We start from the raw sequence: 21,850 nt of genomic DNA on the forward strand, positions 1-21,850 counted from the left end.
ACAAACAAGTGTCAAGACGACGTTTGAGTTTTCCGATATTTTGTCAACCGAAATATGGGGTTTTCAAACTCTAATGTGCTGCCCACGTCGTTTGATTGTAATGAGTATGTCATCGGACAGCGGACGGAATCCGATTGGGTGGCGGACGGAATCTGATCGGGCGGCGGACGGAAACCGATTGGGTGGCGGACGGAAACCGATAGAGAAAACGCTGAGTAATAGAAACAATATAGCCGCCGGACATGCGGTTATGTCCAACGGCTACACATTATTATATATAAGGTCTTCAAGGGGGTGCACTTGTCTCAAGTGCACCAACAAAACTGTTAAGGTGCCAATATCCTTTCTGTAGTTAACATTCTTGCTCTGTTGGTGCACTTGAGACAAGTGCACCCCCTTAATTTACTTTACGATCTTCTTGCCTCCAACGACGTAGATACCCTTGCCAAGTGCTGAGGCATCGGTGCCGAGGTAGCGACCGTCGATGCTGTAGATGCGGTTGTCTGCCGTCTTCTTGGCTACAGTAACGCCGTTGATGCCGTCAACGACACCGTTGAATGTGTTGTCGATGACATTGTTGGCATCGCCACCGCAAACCAAGAACGAGATAGAACCCTTCGAACGCTTTATCTGAGTGATAGGAATACCGAGCGCGTAGGAGTTGTCAGAATTCTTGGTGTAGAGCTTTGCAGCCGGTTCCGACTCGTCGGTGAACTCGTCGTTCATCGTCACGCCCTTCACCTCATACGGATAGAGGTCGCCCTGTAGCGAGTATTGAGTGTTCTCGCGCGAGCCGTCGGCGTTTACAACCGTGCAGCACTGTATCTTCTCGGCGCTCGAGTTGACGCTGTTGTTAGCCCAACGCGACGGAACATAGTTGACGTGCACGATGAGCAGACCGTTGCTTCCATAGAGTCCCTTATCCCAACCGGTGTTCTGACGGTTCTCCATGAGGAAGTACTCGTTGGTGTTCTTGTAGTTGTACATGATGAATGGGCGTCCGTAGTCGGATACCGACTTCATGTCCTTCACCGTTGCCGGATCAATAAGCTCTATCGCCTCCACCCAACCGGCGTAGATACGCTCGAAGGCGGTGTAGTTGCAGGGCACGAAGCCGTTGCCGTTGTATGAGCCCTGATCCATCACGTCGAAGACTGACATACCATAACCGCCACCGCCGGTTGTGTCGTACATATCGGCAAAGCCGAGACAGTGGGAGAACTCGTGGCAGATGGTACCGATGCCTGCGGAGATATATCTGCTTGAGCCCTGCGTTTCTGGCTGCAGCTCGTTGGCGCAGGCGTATGTGTTTATCTTACCTGTAGAATAAGAGAGCACACCGCAGGGCCAGTAGCGCAACTCCGACTCGTGCGGCCAGACAGTGCCGGCAGAGCCGCCCGATGCCTGGCCTAAGCCTGCATAGAGGAAGAACACCTGGTCGGCTTCGCCGTCACCGTCCCAGTCGTAGTCCTTCAGGTTCACCTTATCCTGGATGCCGTCGCAAGCCTCCTTAATCATCTCGTAGACCTTCTCGTCCTTCTGATATGCTCCGTCATTACCATAGTAGCCATAGTTCTTTGACATCGTGACAGGACCTACCACGTCGAAGTCGAGCTCGAACTGTCCATTTGACTGTGCGAGGAAGTAGTCGCGCACGCTGCCTACGTAGCCTTCTTCTTCGTCGGAGAAGTCTTTACCGTTGATTACATTCTTATAGTACTCGAGGTCGTGTCCGTCGGCGAACTTCTTGTTCTTGAAGTCGACGAGCACCACAAGACCTTTCTTCACACCTTTGTATGTAATATGGTCGCCACCGAGTCCGCGCATCTTGTCGTCGGCACCCTTCAGCGAGTTCTTCACACGTGCGAGGCGTGCCACACGTCCCTGCTCTGCTCTTGCACGACGTGCGGCAGCGGCAGGTTTCTGCGCTTCGAGGTCGAACGCCTCGAACACATTCTCGTCAGCAGTAGCACGATAAGCCGTTCCGTCGGTGCCTTCCCACCAACTCAGGTACTCGTCACCACGCAGCTCCACCGACACCTGTGTGCCATTGGTGAGCGTGATAACCTTCTGCAGCTTCTTTGCCGGTACGGCATTGGCTGCGGCGCCGAATGCGAAGAGCATTGACAGCATCAAGTAAAGTTTCTTCATTTTAGATATTTTGATTGTTGTTTATTGCAATATGCAGAACACTATTCGCAGCAAAATTACTCAAATTGTTGCAAAATGACAAACATAGCGGTTTATTATTTCAATATTTGCTACATTTTTAACAATAAAAGACTCCCACATGTTTCGCAGACCAGCACAGATGCTTTGTATTCGAAAGTTCTGTGTAAATCTGCGGAATCTGTGGGAGTCATTATCCTAATTCCGTGAATTCTGTGGGAGATTGTTTTTCCCACGGAACATACGGAATTCACAGAACATTCTGATCGTCGTTTCTGTGAATTCCGTGGGAGTATATCTCAGCAGAAAGTTCTGTGAATTCTGCGAGTTCTGTGGGAGATTGTTTTTTCCCACGGAACACACGGAATTCACAGAACATTCTGATCGTCGTTTCTGTGAATTCCGTGGGAGTATATCTCAGCAGAAAGTTCTGTGAATTCTGCGAGTTCTGTGGGAGATTACGGGTTATAGCGCACGAATGCTTCCATTGCCTCGTAGCAAGCCAAGCCGAGACTATGATAGAGTTCGGCAGTGGCGTGGTTGCGGTCTTCGGCACGCTGCCAGAAGAGTCGCTCGTCGTTGCCGAGGAATGGTGCACTCTCCATCTGCGATGAGTGTTTGAGGATGCAGTTGCGTTTGCCGCGAAGCTCCTCCGGCGACATCGGCACGCACATCTCGATGTTCTCGATTTCCCACTCTGCCCATGCACCACGGTACATCCAGATGCGGCAGTCGTCGAGCCACTTCGCACCAGCCTCCTTCTCGAGGTCGATGGCAGCCATGACAGCATCGGTACACTTGCGGTGAGTGCCGTGTGGGTCGGCGAGGTCGCCGGCTACGTATATCTGGTGAGGTTTAACCTGCTGAAGCAGTTCGCGAACGATGTTCACATCCGCCTCGCCCATCGGCAGCTTCTCAATCTTGCCCGACTCATAGAACGGCAGGTCGAGGAAGTGGACGTGGTCGAGCGGTATACCGTTGTATGTGCAGGCGGTGCGTGCCTCACCACGGCGTATGAGTCCCTTGATGGTGCGCACCTCCGGGGTGTCCATATCGCTCGGCTTCTTCTGTGCGAAGAACTCCTTGATGTCGCCGTACATCTTCTTTATCACCTCGTCCTTGTTGTCGCAGAAGAGCTGGTTGTAGCCGTTGACGAAGTGCATGAAGCGTGTCACCTCCTCGTCGCCGACAGCGATGTTGCCCGATGTCTGATAAGCCACATGCACGTCGTGGTTCTGCTGAACGAGTCGACGGATTGTGCCACCCATCGAGATTACGTCGTCGTCGGGGTGCGGCGAGAATACTATCACGCGCTTCTGTGCCGGCAGTGCACGCTCCGGGCGGTTGGTGTCGTCGGCGTTCGGTTTGCCGCCAGGCCAGCCGGTGATGGTGTGCTGCAGGTCGTTGAATATCTTTATGTTGCAGTTGTAAGCCGAGCCAAAGAGGGCGAGCAGGTCAGAGAGTCCGTTCTCGTTATAGTCCTTGTTGGTGAGCTTGAGGATTGGCTTCTGCACGAGCTGGCAGAGCCAAACCACTGCGGCGCGTATCGTCTTGTCGGTCCACTCGCAGTTGGTCACGAGCCACGGGTGAACGATGCGTGTGAGCTTGCTGGCTGCTGCGAGGTCGATAACGAACTTAGCGTCGTTGTGTGTCTGTACGAACGATGCTGGCACGGTGTCGGTGATGCCACCCTCTACTATCTTCTGCACCACCTCCGACTTCTCCTCGCCCCATGCAGTGAGGAACATCTTGTGAGCGGAGAGCAGGGTGTGGATACCCATTGTGATAGAGCACGGCGGCACCTGGTCGAGTGTGCCGAAGCTGTTGCTCATCTCCTCGCGTGCGGTCTGATCGATGAGGATGATGCGGCTCTGCGAGGCGAGACTTGAGCCTGGCTCGTTGGCAGCGATGTTACCCATGCGTCCGATGCCGAGCAGAGCGATGTCGATGCCGCCCTCTGCAGCGATGAGCTGCTCGTAGGCGCGACAGTGTTCGAACACGTCGTCCTGTGCGATTGAGCCGTCGGGGGTGTGGATGTTCTCTGCCTTCACGTCTACATGATCGAGGAAGCGATGACGCAACTGGTTGATGGCACTCTGTGCGCAGTTCTTATCGAGTGGGAAGTACTCGTATGCGTTGAACACGACCACGTTGTCGAAACTCAAGCCTGCCTCGTGGCGATGTATGAGTTCCTCGTAGATGGGGTTCAACGACAGACCGGTGCCAAGGGCGAGCACGCACTTCTTGCCGGCAGCCTTTGCACGTTTGATTTCTGACTCTACAACGTCTGCGATTACCTTTGCACCCTCCTCTACCTTCGGGTAGATATCGGTGAAGAGTTTCTCACAACGTGTCATTTCGGAGCGCTCAACTGCCGTGCGAGGGCGATAGTACTGCTCCGGTACCTTATTTAATACAATCTGCGAACTTAAATTAAGTTTCATAATGATTATTTTTTTAGTTGAAAAAGTTTAATTATTGGTGAGATGGTGGTGTGATGTTGAGATGTTGAGATGTTGATATATGTAATGTAATGTAATGTCACCACCTCAACATCTCACCACAACAACATTCTACACTCACCACATCAACATCTCAACACAACAACATTCTTATGGACGGCACGCAGGAGCCGCGCCCCACTTCGACGGTTTCGGTCCCATTACGAGTTCGAGTGTTCCGCCGTGGCGAATGTCGTTGAATTCGATGTACGAGTTCTTCAGAGCTTTGCCATTGAGACGTGCGCTCTGCACGTAGATGTTTCGGTCGGAGTTGTTCTTCGCCACGACGGTGAAGGTCTTGCCTCCGCCCACGTTCACGGTCGCCTTGTCGAAGAGCGGCGAGCCGATTACGAAGCGTCCGCCGACGGGGTCTACCTGATAGAGGCCCACCGACGAGAGGATGTACCAAGCCGACATCTGACCCACATCCTCGTTGCCAGAGAGTCCGTCGGGCTGGTCGAGATACATCTCGTTGAGCATCTTACGGAGCAGCGGTGCCGCCTTGTCGGGACGACCGGCGTAGTTGTACATATATATGACGTGGTGGCTTGGTTCGTTGCCGTGCGCGTACTGTCCGGTCATGCCCGACATATCGGGCGAAGCGTTGTCGCCTGCCCATCCCTCAACGAAGAAGAGCGAGTCGAGCTTCGACATGAACGCCTTGTCAGACCCGAAGAGATTGATGAGTCCCTTCACGTCGTGCGGCACGAGGAAGGTGTACTGCCATGCGTTGCCCTCGGTGTAGTCGTTGGTGCGGTGCTCGGCGAAGAACGGATTGAACGGCAGACGGAACTTGCCGTCGGTGCCTACGGCACGCATGAAGCGTGTCTCCGGGTCGTAGTATTTCTTGTACGAGCGCGAGCGGTTGAAGAAGTAGTTGTAGTCGTCTGACTTGCCCAACAGCTTAGCCACCTTCGCCACGCCGTCGTCAGCAGCGCAGTATTCGAGTGCCTTTGCCACGGTCTCGTTCTCGGGTTCGAGGTTCCAGGGTATGTATCCGTGCTCCTTGAGCAAGCCAAGCGAGCGGATATCCTTCATCTGTGTAGCCTTCAGTGCCTCCAAAGCCAGCTCCTTGTCCTCCACAAAGCCCTTCATGGTGAGGTCGGCAAGCACGATGGCACCGGGGTTGCCCACCATGCAGTCGGTCTCGGAGCCCATCAGATGCCACACGGGCAGACGGCCCTGCTGCTTGTAGATGTTAAGGAACGTCTGGGCGAAGTCGCGCTGCATCTCGGGGAAGGCGACAGTCATCAGCGGATGAGCGGCGCGGTATGTGTCCCAGAGCGAGAGCGTGGTGTAGTTGGTGAAGTCTGCCTTATGCACCTTGCCGTCGGCGCCACGATACTCGCGGTCTACGTCGTTGAACTTAGAGCAAGAGGTCATCAGATGGTACATCGCGGTGTAGAACACGCGCTTCTTTGTCTGGTCGTTGGTCTGGATCTGTATGCGTGCGAGCTCGCGGTTCCAAGCGTCGTCGGCTGCCTTCACCGTTGCGTCGAAGTCCCAGCCTGCCATCTCTGCCTGCATGTTCAGCTTCGCCTTGTCAATGCTCACGGGCGAAAGTGCCACCTTCACGAGCAGCGGTTTGGTGTTGTCAGCCACCGACACCACTACGCGTTCCATCGAGTCGAGACGGTGCACGGTGACGGGCTGCGAGAAGTCGATAGAGAAATAGATGCGGCGGTCGGCTGCCCAACCGTTTGAACGGCGGAAGCCGGTGAGGCGTGTGGTGCTCTCCTGGGTGAGCAGACAGTCGTTGAGCTTGTCCCAGCCGATGCACTGCGAGAGGTCGAGGGCGAGCTGTGCCTTCGCGCCGTCCTTGAATGTATAGCGATGGAATCCACAACGCTCTGTGGCTGTAAGCTCCACGAGCACGTTAGGGTCGGTGAGCTGCAGCGAGTAATAGCCGGGGTGTACCTTCTCTGCCTCGTGCTTGAAGCGTGTAGAAGTCTGCTTAAAGTCCTTCACGGGCAGGAATGCCACGTCGCCCAAGCAGCCGATGCCGGTGCCCGAGAGGTGCATGTGTCCGAAGCCGATAAGCTCATCGTCGTCGTAGTAGTAGCCCGAGCACCAGTCCCAACCGCGTGTGGGCTCTGTCGGACCGAGCTGAACGAGTCCGAACGGCACGTTTGCACCCATGAACGTGTGTCCATGACCGCCAGTTCCTACGTACTGATTGACGTATTGTGTAAGATTCTGCACAGTAGCTGCAACGGTTGTAGCACTAAAGCACACTACAAGGGCTGCAACTGACAAGAGTCGTGATAAATAGTTTGTTCTCATAAATTTAGTATTTTACAATTGCAAAAATACTGATTTTAAAATTTGTAGGCGAAATAATGTAGTTAGAAAATACTTACGTAACATACAAAAGATGTTAAATCAAAAACACTCATCACAATTATTATATATATAGAGGTGAAAAAAAAAGCTATTTGCGTACTTTTGCACACGAATTAATAAATAAGATCATGAAGAAACAGACAATTGCAATCGACACCCCCTTTCAGAAGAGCGATGCTTACGGCGCACTGAGTATGCCGGTGTATCATACGCTGGCTTACGAGTTTGCTGATGCCGACGTGATGTCGGACGCTTTCTGCGGACGCATCGAGGAGCCCGACTACTCGCGCGTGATGAACCCCACGGTGAACTACCTGGAGCTGAAGATAAAGGCACTGACCGGTGCCGACCGCGTGACGGCTATGTCGTCGGGCATGGCTGCCATCTCGGGAACACTCATCTCGCTCGCTGAGCAGGGAAAGAACGTGGTGGCATCGCGCCACATGTTCGGCAACACCTACTCGCTGCTGACAAAGACGCTGCCACGCTTCGGCGTGACGACGCATCTGTGCGACCTTACGAACCTCGACGAAGTGCGCCGAGCTGTGGATGCTGACACGTGCTGCATCTTTCTCGAAATAATAACAAACCCGCAGCTGGAGGTGGCAGATCTCACGGCTCTGGCTGAGATAGCGCACGCGCACAACATTCCGCTTGTGGCTGACACGACGGCGATACCGTTCACGGAGTTCTGTGCGCATGAGCTGGGTGTGGACATCGAAGTGGTGTCTACGACGAAGTATCTATCGGGGGGCGCAACATCGCTCGGCGGAATGGTCATCGACTACGGTGGATTTCCTGAGTTCGCACGTCGTCTGCACGACGAGATGCTCTTCAACCTCGGTGCTTATATGACACCGCACGTTGCCTACATGCAGAACCTCGGTCTGGAGAACCTGCGTGCACGCTACGACTTGCAGGTGCGCAACACGGTGTATCTCGTGAACGCCTTGCGACAGATGGAGGGCATCAAGAGCGTGAACTACGTGGGACTGCCCGACAACCCGTACTATGAACTGGCGCAACGTCAGTTCGGCAAGACGGCGGGCTGTATGTTCACCATCGACTTAGAGTCGAAAGAGGCTTGCTTCCGCTTCATCAATAATCTGAAGCTGGTGCATCGCGCCACTAACCTCTTCGATAACCGCACACTCGCCATACATCCTGCCAGCACCATCTTCGGCCCGTTCAGCGACGAGCAGCGTGCTGCAATGGACGTGCTCGACACCACAATACGCATCTCTGTGGGTCTGGAGGACATGGACGACATTATTGAGGACTTCCGCCAAGCATTATTATGAAATACGATTTTGACAAAATCATTGACCGCTCGGGCTCGGGCGACCTCAAGCACGAGGTGCTCGCCGAGCGATATGGCAGGGGCGACCTGCTGCCACTATGGGTGGCTGACATGGACTTCGAGACACCACAGTTTATAACCGACGCGCTGCGCAAACGACTCGAGCACTCGCTCTACGGCTACACGATAGTGCCACGCAATTATTGGCAGACGATTGCGAAATGGATTGAAGACCACCACCAGTGGCACGTCGAGGAACAGTGGATGCGCTTCATACCGGGCATCGTGAAGGGCATCGGCTTCGTCATCAACGTGTTCGTGAAGGAGGACGAGAAGGTAATCATACAACCGCCAGTTTACCACCCGTTCCGACTGACACCGGAGGGCAATCGTCGTCAGGTGGTGTACAATCCGCTACGCGAGAACGCCGACGGCTCTTACTCTATGGACTTCGACAACTTAGCAGAGGTGGCGGACGAGAAGTGTCGCCTGCTAATCCTCTCCAATCCGCATAACCCGGCAGGCATCACGTGGGACGCGGAGACGCTGCGCCGACTCGCCGCCTTCTGCACTGAGCACAACATCATCGTCATCAGCGACGAGATCCACTCCGACATGGCTATCTTCGGCAACAAACACGTGCCGTTCGCGTCGGTATCTGACGCAGCAGCCGAGTGTAGTATCACGTTCGGTGCTCCGTCGAAGACGTTCAACATAGCGGGCATCGTCAGCTCGTGGTGCATTGTGCCGAACGAGAAGCTGCGCCGACCGTTGTTCGACTGGATGGCGGCGAACGAACTGGACGAGCCGCATCTCTTCGCACCGATCGCTACGATGGCTGCATTCAACGAGGGCGAGGAGTGGCGACAGCAGATGCTGGCATACGTGGAGCAGAACATCCTGTTCGTGGAGGACTTCCTCAGAAAGCACCTGCCGCAGATTAAGGCGGTGCGACCGCAGGCATCGTTCCTCGTATGGCTCGACTGTCGCGGACTGCACCTTGACCACGATGCGCTCATCGACCTCTTCGTCAACCGCGCACGACTCGCCCTCAACGACGGCGAGATGTTCGGAAAGGAAGGCAAGGGATTCATGCGCATGAATGTGGCTACACCTCGCAGCGTGCTGAAGGAAGCACTCGAAAGACTTGTTTTAGCTGAGAGTTGAGAATTGAGAGTTGAGAGTTATGATTGATCTTGTCATTTTATTAGCAACTATCTAATCTGTTGTAGACATACATATCATAACTCTCCATTTTCAACTTTTGACAAATTGAAGCATTATACCTTAATGCTTCAATTTACCTATATTTTGGTATTGCACAAAGCACCAAATCACAATAACTTTGCATTTCTCAATCAACAACTTATTTTGTATAATTGACAAATTGTCAAGAAATGAGGAAGGCAATAACATTACTATTATTTTTGATAATATCGGCAGCAGCAATAGCCGACAACATACGTTTTAAGGTGTCGGGACATGTGCTCGACAATCGCACTATGCAGCCCATACAATATGCCATTGTCAAAGTGTCGAATCTTGAATTGTGGGCAGCAACCGATGCCAACGGCATGTTTATAATCGAGAATGTGCCACAAGGAGCTGTCTCAATTGAGGTGAGCACCTTGGGGTATGTCCCTCGCACCGTACAATTTAACATCCGCCACAACACCGACCTAAAGAATATCCGACTGAAGGAGGCTAACCTTAGCATTCCGGGCGTGGAGGTAACAGCACGCAAGAGGTCGACCATGGGTACCACGACATATTCTATCGACCGTACCACACTCGACCACTCTCAGGCTCTGTCGCTTAACGATATTATGGCCCTGCTGCCCGGCGGCCAGACCGTCAATTCTACTCTGACAGACGATTCTCGCCTGGCACTACGTTCCACAACAGGTGAGAAAGGCAATGCGTCATTCGGCACTGCCATTGAGATAGATGGAATGCGACTGAACAACAATGCAAGTATGAGCGAGACGCAGTCGGCTTCAACACGCAACATTTCAACTTCCAACATTGAGAGCATTGAGGTAATAGCTGGAATACCAGGCGTTGAATATGGCGACATAAGCAACGGCATGGTGAAGGTGAATACCCGTCGCGGACACACTCCATGGATTGTGGAGGCTTCCATGAATCCGTACACCCGACAGGTAGCACTAACCAAGGGCTTTGCATTGGCACACAATGCCGGAACGCTTAATTTCTCTATAGAACATGCACAATCGTTCACCGACATTACATCGCCACATACCGCTTATAGCCGCAACATACTATCGACTACTTACAATAAGGTATTCCGCATGAAGGGTTCAAGCCTCAATCTGACAGCTGGACTTACGGGCAACATTGGCGGATATAATTCGGAGGCAGACCCCGATGCCTTTCGCGACACCTATCAGCGTCAACGCGACAATCAGCTACGTGCTAACATGATGCTTGACTGGCTCTACAACAGCAGGAGTTCAGGAGTGTTCAACATAACATTGCAGGCAGCCTTCTCTACAGCCGATCGACGCTCGGACAACAACACCAACACATCGTCGTCATCCACACAAGCCAGTCTGCACACCACTACCAACGGCTATGCTATAGCCCAGGACTATGCCGATGGCATGGGCACGGGCAGCATCATACTTAGTCCGACGGGATACTGGTATGTGCGTTCGTTCAACGACCAGAAGCTACAGAGTCTACAACTCAAACTAAAGGGTGAGTGGACACGACGCATACTCAGCGCGGTGAACAAACTTACTGTAGGCACCGAACTAAACTCTACACGCAACAATGGTCACGGCACATATTACGACGACATGCGTTTGGCTCCCACATGGCGACCATACGACTATAGTCTCCTGCCAACAATGCATAGCCTGGCAATGTTTATAGAGGAACGGCTAACCATGGGCAGACTGATGCTTGTAGGCGGACTGCGCAACGATATCACCATAATCAGCGGTTCAGAATATGGCACCGCAGCCAGCCTCTCACCACGATTCAATGCTCGCTATAATATAATAAAAGGTAGGAACGTCTCGCTCACACTACATGCCGGCTATGGCAAAAGCGTCAAACTGCCATCGTTTCAAGTGCTTTATCCTGCCGACACCTATACTGACCGACTCGTGTTCACCCCTGGTTCTACTGCCGACGGCAAAGCATACTATGCCTACTACACCAATGTGCAGCGTGCTATATATAACAGCAATCTGAAATGGCAGCACTCCAATCAAATGGAGGCAGGATTGGAAGCAATGGTCGGTAAGGCACGACTGAGCCTGTCGGCATATTGGAACCGCACGTACAATCCGTATCAGACACTGAATGTATACTCTCCATTTGCCTACAACCAGACATCGCAGTCGGCTCTTGAAGGATGTAGCATTGCCGCTGCCGACCGCATATATAGTGTCGATCCATCGACTGGTGTGATAAGCGTAACATCTGCAACCAACGGCAACACCGTAAACTTACCCTACTCTATCCGCCGCACATACACTGCCAACCGTCAGTATGTGAATGGTTCTCCCGTGACACGCTACGGACTGGAATGGGTGGCAGAGATGCCTATCATCAACAACCACCATACTCTGGGACTGTCGCTGCGCATTGACGGCAAGTACTATCACTATCGTGGCACAGACAATACACTCATAGCCGGATGTCCCAATGGCATCGGCGACCAAGCCGAAGGTTCGGGCACACAACCGCTTATAGGCTATTACGTAGGCAGCAACGTCGCATCAGCCTCAACGACAAGCACCCCTACGGTGAGCAACGGCATGATGAACAAGGGATGCAGCCTCAACACCACGCTGACGGCACGCATACCACGACTGAGACTCATCATGACAATGCGACTTGAAGCAACCATGCTCAACTACCGACGCAACCTGTCAAGCAATCGCACAACGATAGCATTAAATGAGGCTGGCGACGTGACTGGAACTAAATACGTGGGGCAGACTGACCATTATGTGGCTGTGTATCCTAAATATTACTCAACATGGGATAACCCTTCGGAGCGTATTCCATACGCTGAGGCTCTTCTGGCTGCCAAAGACAACAACCCCACACTCTACCGGCAATTGTGCGATCTAATAGTAAGAAGCAACACCGCCTACTACTTCAATCCGCAGAATATATCGGCATATTACTCAGCCAACTTCTCCGTGACGAAGGAGATAGGCAGATGGGTGAGCCTATCGTTCTACGCCAACAACTTCTTCAACAATCTGGCATCCGTCCGAAATAAGCAAACAGGACTGAAGACATCGCTGTTTGATAGCGGATACATACCAAAATTCTACTATGGAGCATCCGTCAGAGTGAAACTATAGACAATAGACGAGTTGACAAGAAACAAGTAAAACAAGGAGATATGAATAATATAATAAAACACTCATTCTTCATACTGCTTACGATGCTGACCATGCTGGTGGCATCGTGCAGCTACGACGAACAAATTAACACCTACAATGTCGAGGTGAGGCTGAATCATAACGTAGACGGTGTTGCCGTAAAGATGACAAACAGCATAGGTAGCACCTTCGAAGCAGCTACCGATGCCAACGGTATAGCTCGCTTCACGCTACCCACCGGAATATACAGTGTCAGCGCATCAAAGGTGAGCGACGACGAATATTTCCGTCATGTATACAACGGAGCATTGTCTGACGTAGCAATAGGCAGCAACAACACTACAATAGAGCTGCCCGTAAGCATCACAACTATGCAGACTACCAACCCTATCCTCATAAAGGAACTGTATAATGGAGGCTGTCAGAAGGACGATGGTTCGGGAAAGTTCGCCATAGACAAATGTATAATCCTGTACAACAACTCATCAGAGACGGTGTCGCTCGACAACGTAGGTTTCGGCATTATCGAACCATACAATGCAGAAGCCAACACCCACTCGTTTCTCAACGGTGGTAAACTCGATTATGCTGACAAAGACTGGATTCCAGCACTCAACGGCATCTGGTTTTTCCAGCAGGGCAATACAATAGCACCCTACTCAGAACTCGTAGTAAACGTGCATGGCGCCATTGACAACACTCCAACCTACAGCAACTCCATCAACTATGCCAACACTGCCTACTATTGTATGTACGACATGGAGGCAACAAGCAGCGACGGAGGCAAGTACAACAATACTCGGTATTATCCCTCGCCTGCCGATGTTATCGCCACAAACCACTATCTGAAGGCTGTGAAATACGGCAAAAGCAATGCTTGGCCTATGAGCCAGACTTCGCCAGCCGTGATACTGTTCCGCACAGAAGATATTACACCAAAGCAATTCGGCGAGAACCCAGACAACATAATATACCCAACGGGTAATGAAGGCAACATAGTGTATGCCTGCCTGAAAATGCCACGCAGGTGGGTGATTGATGCCATGGAAGTATACAACGCCACAGCTATTGCCAAATGCAAGAAACGCCTCACGCCAGACCTCGACAACGGCTATGCAACTCTGACCGGAGGTTACGGCCACTCTCTAATAAGAAAGGTGGAGAAGACTGTAGACGGACATGCCATATATCAAGACACCAATAATTCAACGAATGATTTCTATGAAGCTGACAATTGTTCTCTACGCTAATCTGCTGTGCCTACCAGCCATGGCACAACGCGACTTCCAGCTAACCCAACAGCGCAATCCATGGCTCACAGCAAACAATGCCGCCGCACTGACCACCTATGCAGACAGCACCATAGCCCACGCCACCCTATCTTATCGTCACGACGGAGGTAAGCTGCACACCATGTCAGAAGGAAAGCGGCAGGAAGCTTATGATGCCGATGTGCAGTCATACTACAGGCTCTCGTCTGACATTGTGGCTTACGGCAGAGCCACGTACAGCCGACGCAATATCTCAGAAGCAGCAGGCAGTATGCTTATGCCTACAATGAAGTTAATGCCGTTCGACCTTGTCGAGGCGGATAACAATGCTGGTGACAAGAGCATGGAGACATTCAGCATCAACGGAGCCATCGGGTGGAAGGTATGGCGAAGTCTTGCCATTGGCGCACAACTCAACTATACAGCTGGCACATATGCCAAGCAGCGCGACCTACGCCACAGTAACACGCTGATGGATATAAACGCTGGTCTTGACGCACATTTTTTGTTACCACACAACAGTGGCATTGGCATAGGGATGGTGTACAGCCGCCGCACGGAGGCGATGCAGTTCAAGACCTATGGTACAACTGACCAAATATACTACACACTCATCGACTATGCCAACCATCATGGCGAACGCGAAGCATTCGGCACCGAAGGATTCACCGATAGTAAAAACCGTTTACCACTACTGTCTGAATACATTGGTGTGACGGTTCAAAGCAAATACAATCGCCTCTTTGCCGACATCGTATACAGTCATCGTAATGGCTACTATGGACGCAAGTCGCAATACAGTGCATCACACGAGCAGCACCATGGCGATAACTTCGCATTGCATCTGCGCTACGACATAACACAAAGGGCTGAGCGGCTTGTATGGGTTGACTTGAGAATGGCAACCGAGCGGCTTACGTCTGAACGCGAGAACTATCGCCGCACCATAGCCACCAACGGCACATCAGCCATATACTACGAATACTTCGAACCAACAAAAATGGCAGACAAGGTACAGACATACGGTACAGCTGCCCTCAACGCCTACTGGGAACCATCTGGCAATATATACCTATGGCACATAACGGGAGGTGTCAAGTACTGGACTCGCCAACAGACTGCCTACGTATATCCCGATATATACACCGCCTCACACCACATCATAACCCCGTTTGTCAGTGCACGACGCAGTGTACTCACACGAGGAGGATATTTATGGTCGGCAGAGGCAGGAGGCTCTGCCTCAATGGGCAGCTACAGACAATGGGCAGCCCACGCTGCCATTGCCTACGAGATGCCCTTAAAAGGCACGTCCATACGACCTGCCATTTCCCTGAGGTACAACCTCCGCCAAGCCACCAATAGCAACACTAAAGGACAAACACGCAATACGCTCATCATCACAGCAGAAGCAACATTTTAAACACAACTTTAAAAAACATAATATGAAAAAAATCTTTACACTCATCTTCGCTTGCATAGCAACGATGACAGTTATGGCACAGAGCGATGGCTCTACAGTATCTAACAGCTGGGGACTTAAAGGTTCGGGTACACAAGGCGACCCTTACCTCATCAGCACAGCAGCCGATTTCGAAGCAATGGCTAAGAATTGCAACGCCGATCACAAAGGAACTGGCGAGTACTTCAAGATGACTAACGACATCGACTTCGGCGGTTCGGCAGAAAATCCCGTTCAGCTGCCCGCAATAGGCAAGGACGGCAACGCCAAAATTACCCAGATAGCCTATGGCTTCGATGGCACTTTCGACGGCTACAACCATACCATCAGAGGCATCTACCACACCGAAAGCAACAACAATGCAGCAGGAAAGTACAACGCCCTGTTTGGTTGTATCGACAAGAATGGTGTCGTTAGAAACATCGTCTTCGACAAGAACAACCACATCACAAGCTACAACTATGTTGGTACTATTGCCTCGATCAACATGGGCACTATACAGGGATGTGTCAACAATGCCGACATCACTGCTACCAACTTTGCCGCTGGCGGTATATGCGGATTTATGGTCAATGGTTGTGGCACAATAAAAGACTGTGAAAACTACGGTGACATCAAGGCCATGACCTATGCATCGGGCATCTGCGGTGGTTCGCAGTCGGGCAAGAGCATCACCACTTACAACTATCTTATAGAAGACTGCCTCAACAGCGGCAAGCTGTCTACAACCAATGGCGTAGGATCGGCTGGTATTGCCGGCTCTTACTCGGGCGCCATAAAGAATTGCAACAACAACGGCAATGTAGACGACACCCAGGGTACAGCCAAGTCGAAGCTGTACACAGCAGGCATAGTAAGCTGCGCCAGCTTTGCAGTAGACATCGAAGGCTGTTACAACAGAGGCGCGATAAGCGGCGTAAAGAATGTCGGTGGCATCGTTGGCAACGTGATGAAGGGCGACGAGGCTGCCACTGTTATAAAGAATTGTCGCAACGATGGCTCGATTAGCGGACAAGACATGTACATTGCCGGCATCGCAGCCAACTCAGCACGTAACGAGGGAGTGGTGTCTGTAGTATCATGCACCAACAATGGCGAGGTTACATCAACTGGCACTACCGAGTTTATTGGCAACCTTCGCGGCAACACCACCATCGCTCTTGGCGAAGGCAACATTATTGGTGCCGGTCTTAAGGCTCTGCCACTCGACCCTGCCACAGAAACAGGCATCGACAACACGAATGTCAACACCGGCAAAACTGCCAACGGCGTATTCTTGAGAAACGGACAGATTGTTATCGTCAAGAACAACAAGAAGTACACTATCAGCGGCATTGAGATTGCCGAGTAATAAATAACAGTTGAGACATAAATATCAGTTCCCAACTTTAACACTTAATCTCTTTATATGAAACAAAGACGAATCTTCTCTCTTCTGATGTGCCTGGGCTGCAGTATGGCTATGTCGGCGCAGACGTTGCCTCTCGACAGTTGTATACGCAAAGGTAAGCTCGCCAACGGGCTTACCTACTACATACGCCACAACGACCAAACTCCGGGGCAAGCAGACTTCTACATTGCACAGCGTGTAGGCTCTATACTCGAGCAACCCGAGCAGCGCGGACTGGCTCACTTCCTTGAGCACATGGCGTTCAACGGCACACGCAACTTTCCTGACGGCAATGGAGGCAAACACTCTGTACGCAACTGGTGCGAACGCAACGGCATCAAGTTCGGGGCCGACCTTAATGCCTACACATCCATCGATCAGACCGTGTACAACATATCCAATGCTCCTGTGAGCAAGGCTGGCGTAACCGACACCTGTCTCACCATACTGCACGACTGGGCAGGCTCACTACTGCTTAAAGACAACGAGATTGACCAAGAACGTGGCGTGATACGAGAAGAGTGGCGCACACGACGTTCGCGCATGGCAGCGCAGCGTATGATGGAGAATGCTATGCCCGTGATATACGCTGGGTCGAAATATGCCGACTGCCTACCAATAGGACACATCGAAGTGGTGGACACATTCCACTACGACACACTGCGCGACTATTACCAAAAATGGTATCGTCCCGACCTGCAGGGCATCATCGTAGTGGGCGACATCGATGTAGACCAGATAGAAGCCAAGATACGAAAGCTCTTCAGTGATAATCCCATGCCCATTGGTGCTCCGCAGCGCACATACTATACAGTACCCGACAACAAAGAGATGATTGTTTACACACAGGCAGACAACGAGCAGCCAACACTCAATTTCTCACTCTACATGAAGCACGATGCCGAGCAACGCCAGTCGAGAGCCACACGCGAGGCATTCCTTAGCAGCTACAAGTCACGACTCGCCATGTTCATACTGCGCCAGCGTCTGGCAAAGCTGTCACACGAGGCACAACCCCGAGTGATGTCGGCAAACTGTCGCGTAGGCAACTTCTACGTCACCACTGAAAAGGATGCTTTCGCCCTCAACCTCGGACTCATGCCCAACAATCCGCAGGTTGGTATAGATGCTGCCATCGAGATAGTGGAGAAGGCAAGACGCTACGGCTTTACCGCCGCCGAGCTTGAGCATGCCAAGGTGCAGCACACCGTAAACATCGAACACCGTTTGGACAACAAAAACAAGACACGCAATGCCGAATATGCAAAGAATATTGTGTCCAACTTCTGCAACAACGAGCCTTGCATGAACATCGAATACGAGGCTGCACTGGAGGCAGAATTCTCAGCTACCGTTACACTCGACGACATCAACAAAACGATGGCGGAGATAGTGGACAACCAAAATCAAGTGTGCATCGTCTTCGGACCCACCAAGTACGACGGCAAGCCATATACCATGCCCACATCCGACCAGCTCAAGACGTGGATAGAAAGCGCGCAACAGCGTGAATACACCAACGACAACACAGCGCAGCAGGTAGACCCCGTATTCATGAAGAAGCTGCCAAAAAAGGGTAAGATACTCTCAAAGCAAGCAACCGACAATGGTTACACCGAATACGTCCTTTCGAACGGCATAAAGGTAAGTGCCAGACATTCAGACATCGAGCCCAACCGCCTCACCATCAACATGTTCCGTCTCGGCGGCCGCTCGTTATACCCCGACACAGATGCTCCTACACTACAATTCCTTAACAGCGTAGTTAAAGAGAGCGGAGCAGCTGACTTCGATTTTCTCACTCTCGAGAAGAAGCGCCGTGGCAAGGCACTGCGTGTAGTTCCATACATCGATGCCGAGGAAGAGGGCGTAAAGGGAGTATGTGTAGCCTCCGACCTTAAGACATGGTTACAGATAATGTATCTCTATCTCACCAATCCACGCAAGGACAAGGCGATATTTCAGAATATGATAGCCAAACAGCAGTCAATGCTGCGAAATCGCAACGCAAGCCCTAATGTCACCTATAACGACTCGCTGCGCGTAGCCGTATACGGTAAACGCAAGCGCACTCAACCGCTCACGGCGGAACGTATGAACGAGGTAAACTTCGACCGCATCTACCAGATTTACAATGAGCGTTTCAGTAATCTTGCAGGCATGCACCTCATCGTTACGGGCGACATACGTCAGGACGATTTCGACGATTTACTCTGCCAATACGTGGCAAGCCTACCAGGAAAGCGCAACAGCAACAACGACTGCAAGCCAGGACAATACACACTCAACATACAGAAGGGACAGGTGACAAAGGTGTTCCACAAACAGATGATAACACCCTCGGCACAGACCAACATCGTATACTCAGCCCCAATAGCCTATACCGCCGACACCGACCTCAAGCTCGATGTGTTGTCGCAGATAATGCGCGGTGTATACACCGAAAAGGTGCGCGAGGAACGTGGCGGCACATACGGAGTGAGCGTAGAGGGCCAGTTCTGGAAATATCCTACAGACGGATGTTCCATGACCGTAAGTTTTCGTTGCGACCCCGACAAATACGACGAACTGTTGCCACTCATCGACCTCAATCTGCAGCGCATAGCCACCGAAGGTCCCACCATCGAGCAACTGCAGAAGGTGAAGGAGTTTGAGCGCAAGAACTATCAACGTGCCGTGCTCACCAACGGATGGTGGGAATACGTGCGCTATCACCAGCTGCGAGAAGGTATCGACTTCAACCGCAACTATCTGCAGAAGGTAGACAGTCTCACCACCGATGACATACGCCAATTCTGCAGACAGCTCACAGCCCCAGGCAATCGCATTCAGGTAACAATGAAATAATTGAATTCATAAAAAACGACAAACATTATGCTTTCAACACATAAGTGTATAAAACGAGGAGCGGCTACATTATTGCTGCTCCTCGCAGCCTCAAACATCCACTCTGACAACGTAATAACACGCCATACCGATGGCACCACTATCGTGCGCACCACCACTATATGCAACGCCCGCGGATATCGTAAGTCCACGCCCGTAGAAGTACACTTCAAGAACGGCAAGGTGCAGAAAGTGGTAGCACTGAAAAACGAAGAAACTGTACCCTACTTTGCCCGTGTAAAGCAGTTTCTGCTGCCGCTATACAATAACCTCAAAATCTCAAAGGCAAAGAAGCTAACCCAACGCACCGATATAGACGGATGCACCGGAGCTACATTCAGCACCAAGGCTGTACAAAAAAACATAAAGGCAGCTATAGATTATTACGAGAAACAGAAGTAGGAGCGGTAGCTAATATATGTAACTTAAGCAAGCAACAAACAAAAAACCGCCCAGCATCACTGCTCGGCGGTTTTTAAACTCTTTTCTTGATTTATCAAACAATTACAAACTGCTTCTTATTTATTCATTCATTTACATTACTGGCTTTACTAATACTAATTTGTATTAATAACTAAATGTTATCACAACATTACACTGCAAAAGTACAAACTTTCGATAAACTTGCGATTGCAATCGGTAAAAGATATGTGTCATTGTGTAAAAATCGTCGATTTCAACGACTTTTTAATCGTTTGACACGCTATTTTTACCATTTGACGCACGAAACTCTATCGGACTCTTGCCCTCACGCTGCTGGAATGCACGGCGGAAAGTGGACAAAGAGTTGAAGCCCGACTTCGTGGCGATGGTGTCAAGAGTGTCATCGGTGGAGTGAAGAAGCAGCTTGGCATGATGTATGCGATAATCGTTGACAAAGTCGTAGAACGTGGTATCGCAACACTGGTTGATGTATTGCGATAGGTATGTGCGATTGGTGCCCAGAAGAGCAGCCAGCTCCGTGAGTCGCAAACGCGGATCGAGGTACACATGATCGCGCTCAAAGAGTAGGTGCATACGCTCAGCGAAGGCTGCTTCCTGCTGCACGCTCTGCTCGTCAGTGGGGATACCCGACAAGTCTGTACCTGTATCGATGCCGGTCTCCTGCGAGGTAACAACGGATGCCAAAGCCTCATCATCTGCCTCCAAAGGTGCTACTACCGATTGGGAGTCGGCAGACTCGTATGCCTTAACAATGCTTATCACGCGAGCCTGACGATAGAAGAAGAAACAAGCCACCGCCCACACCACGAGCGAACCAATAAGGTAGATGGCATCATTCTCGCAACTGGGGTGCACACTGTCGTATATCCACAGCAGAAGGATGCAGAAGAACGACACGATAATGCCACGCAACCAGTTGAAGTTGATGTATTTCTCGTAGGAGAACTCCTCCATCAGCGCACGCTCGAAGCGGGGCACTTCGTGCAGCGACCAACTCAAGAGCAAAACGCCATAAACAAACGAGGAGATGTGTATCACGTCGAACACTAACGGCTCGGGGTAAACTAACGACACGGTCATAAACGATAAGAACGGGATATACAACAACGACGCACGCCACCAGTTGAGCCATCCTGGGCGACATGCTTCGATAAGAACGATGGCATAAAGCGGCATAGTGAACAGGTCTATGCTCGAAGAGAACAATGATTCGAGCGCACTGTCATAATAACCGTCTCCTATAAGCGCAAGGTTCTTAACGTATAGTGCTACGGTGACGAGCATAAGCGTGCTGACATAGATGTTCAGCGAAGCGCGACGCTTGTAACTGAACAACAATGCCATCATCAGATGGAACATAATGCTCGCTCCATATAAGAAGTATAACAAGTTGCAACCGGTCATAGTCCTTGCTTAGAAATCCTATATATGTTTGTAAATGTAATTGTATAAATCGCTGCTACGTATGACTAAAAAGCTCGCAATCGATACTTTTCTATTGTTTTGACAATGCAAAGTTAGGAATAAAATGCTTGCAACGCAAACATTATCTGTAGTTTTTGTTGGTATTCAGGAGGGTATAGCATCCCTGCCATAGCCTCCTAATATGAGAAATATACGCAAAGAGGGCATGGTTTTTCGCCATGCCCTCTTATGCTTTTGCTTGGTTGGTGCACATTAGGGGAGGGCGTGTCAAAACTCCCAATATAAATAA

At 51.1% G+C, this 21,850-nt stretch carries 12 protein-coding genes; 8 read left to right on the plus strand and 4 right to left on the minus strand.

Annotated elements, in window-relative coordinates; all coding sequences use genetic code 11:
* Positions 1-402: 402 nt before the first annotated feature.
* The 3 genes from HMPREF0673_RS13355 to HMPREF0673_RS06010 all read right to left on the minus strand — a co-directional run bounded on the left by HMPREF0673_RS13355 (position 403) and on the right by HMPREF0673_RS06010 (position 6,953).
* The gene (locus tag HMPREF0673_RS13355; protein ID WP_007899447.1) at positions 403-2,151 is read right to left on the minus strand and encodes a M6 family metalloprotease domain-containing protein; all 1,749 of its coding nucleotides are present in this window, start codon (positions 2,149-2,151) and stop codon (positions 403-405) included.
* 476 nt (positions 2,152-2,627) lie between these two features.
* On the minus strand, positions 2,628-4,613 hold the full coding sequence (locus HMPREF0673_RS06005; RefSeq protein WP_007899454.1) for a glucosamine-6-phosphate deaminase: 1,986 nt from the start codon (positions 4,611-4,613) through the stop codon (positions 2,628-2,630).
* A 168-nt stretch (positions 4,614-4,781) separates the two neighbouring features.
* Positions 4,782-6,953: a GH92 family glycosyl hydrolase gene (locus HMPREF0673_RS06010; protein ID WP_040596535.1), complete on the minus strand. Its 2,172-nt coding sequence runs from the start codon at positions 6,951-6,953 to the stop codon at positions 4,782-4,784.
* Between the two features lie 188 nt (positions 6,954-7,141).
* Here HMPREF0673_RS06010 and HMPREF0673_RS06015 point away from each other — a divergent pair, with 188 nt between their 5' ends.
* The 8 genes from HMPREF0673_RS06015 to HMPREF0673_RS06050 all read left to right on the plus strand — a co-directional run bounded on the left by HMPREF0673_RS06015 (position 7,142) and on the right by HMPREF0673_RS06050 (position 20,094).
* Positions 7,142-8,314, plus strand: coding sequence for a PLP-dependent transferase (locus tag HMPREF0673_RS06015; protein ID WP_007899458.1), 1,173 nt, complete (start codon positions 7,142-7,144; stop codon positions 8,312-8,314).
* Positions 8,311-9,480 carry a MalY/PatB family protein gene (locus HMPREF0673_RS06020; RefSeq protein ID WP_007899460.1) on the plus strand — a complete coding sequence of 390 codons (1,170 nt, stop codon included), beginning with the start codon at positions 8,311-8,313 and terminating at the stop codon, positions 9,478-9,480. The genes HMPREF0673_RS06015 and HMPREF0673_RS06020 overlap by 4 nt, the downstream gene beginning before the upstream one ends.
* Positions 9,481-9,710: 230 nt before the next feature.
* Entirely contained in the window at positions 9,711-12,662 is a 2,952-nt protein-coding gene (locus HMPREF0673_RS06025; RefSeq protein ID WP_007899462.1) for a TonB-dependent receptor, read from the plus strand.
* 41 nt (positions 12,663-12,703) lie between these two features.
* A complete protein-coding gene (locus tag HMPREF0673_RS06030; protein WP_007899463.1) occupies positions 12,704-13,933 on the plus strand; it encodes a DUF4876 domain-containing protein in 1,230 nt (409 codons plus the stop codon).
* Positions 13,905-15,377: a DUF6850 family outer membrane beta-barrel protein gene (locus HMPREF0673_RS06035; protein WP_007899465.1), complete on the plus strand. Its 1,473-nt coding sequence runs from the start codon at positions 13,905-13,907 to the stop codon at positions 15,375-15,377. Before HMPREF0673_RS06030 ends, HMPREF0673_RS06035 begins: the two co-directional genes overlap by 29 nt.
* Before the next feature lie 22 nt (positions 15,378-15,399).
* Positions 15,400-16,767: a hypothetical protein gene (locus HMPREF0673_RS06040; protein WP_007899467.1), complete on the plus strand. Its 1,368-nt coding sequence runs from the start codon at positions 15,400-15,402 to the stop codon at positions 16,765-16,767.
* A 57-nt stretch (positions 16,768-16,824) separates the two neighbouring features.
* Positions 16,825-19,653 carry a M16 family metallopeptidase gene (locus tag HMPREF0673_RS06045; protein WP_040596538.1) on the plus strand — a complete coding sequence of 943 codons (2,829 nt, stop codon included), beginning with the start codon at positions 16,825-16,827 and terminating at the stop codon, positions 19,651-19,653.
* 27 nt (positions 19,654-19,680) lie between these two features.
* Positions 19,681-20,094: an FMN-binding protein gene (locus tag HMPREF0673_RS06050; protein ID WP_007899474.1), complete on the plus strand. Its 414-nt coding sequence runs from the start codon at positions 19,681-19,683 to the stop codon at positions 20,092-20,094.
* A gap of 285 nt (positions 20,095-20,379) precedes the next feature.
* On the opposite strand, the gene HMPREF0673_RS13360 is transcribed toward HMPREF0673_RS06050, so the two are convergent.
* Positions 20,380-21,540: a helix-turn-helix domain-containing protein gene (locus HMPREF0673_RS13360; protein WP_007899475.1), complete on the minus strand. Its 1,161-nt coding sequence runs from the start codon at positions 21,538-21,540 to the stop codon at positions 20,380-20,382.
* Between the last annotated feature and the right edge of the window lie 310 nt (positions 21,541-21,850).

This window comes from Leyella stercorea DSM 18206 (assembly GCF_000235885.1).
Lineage (GTDB): Bacteria > Bacteroidota > Bacteroidia > Bacteroidales > Bacteroidaceae > Prevotella > Prevotella stercorea.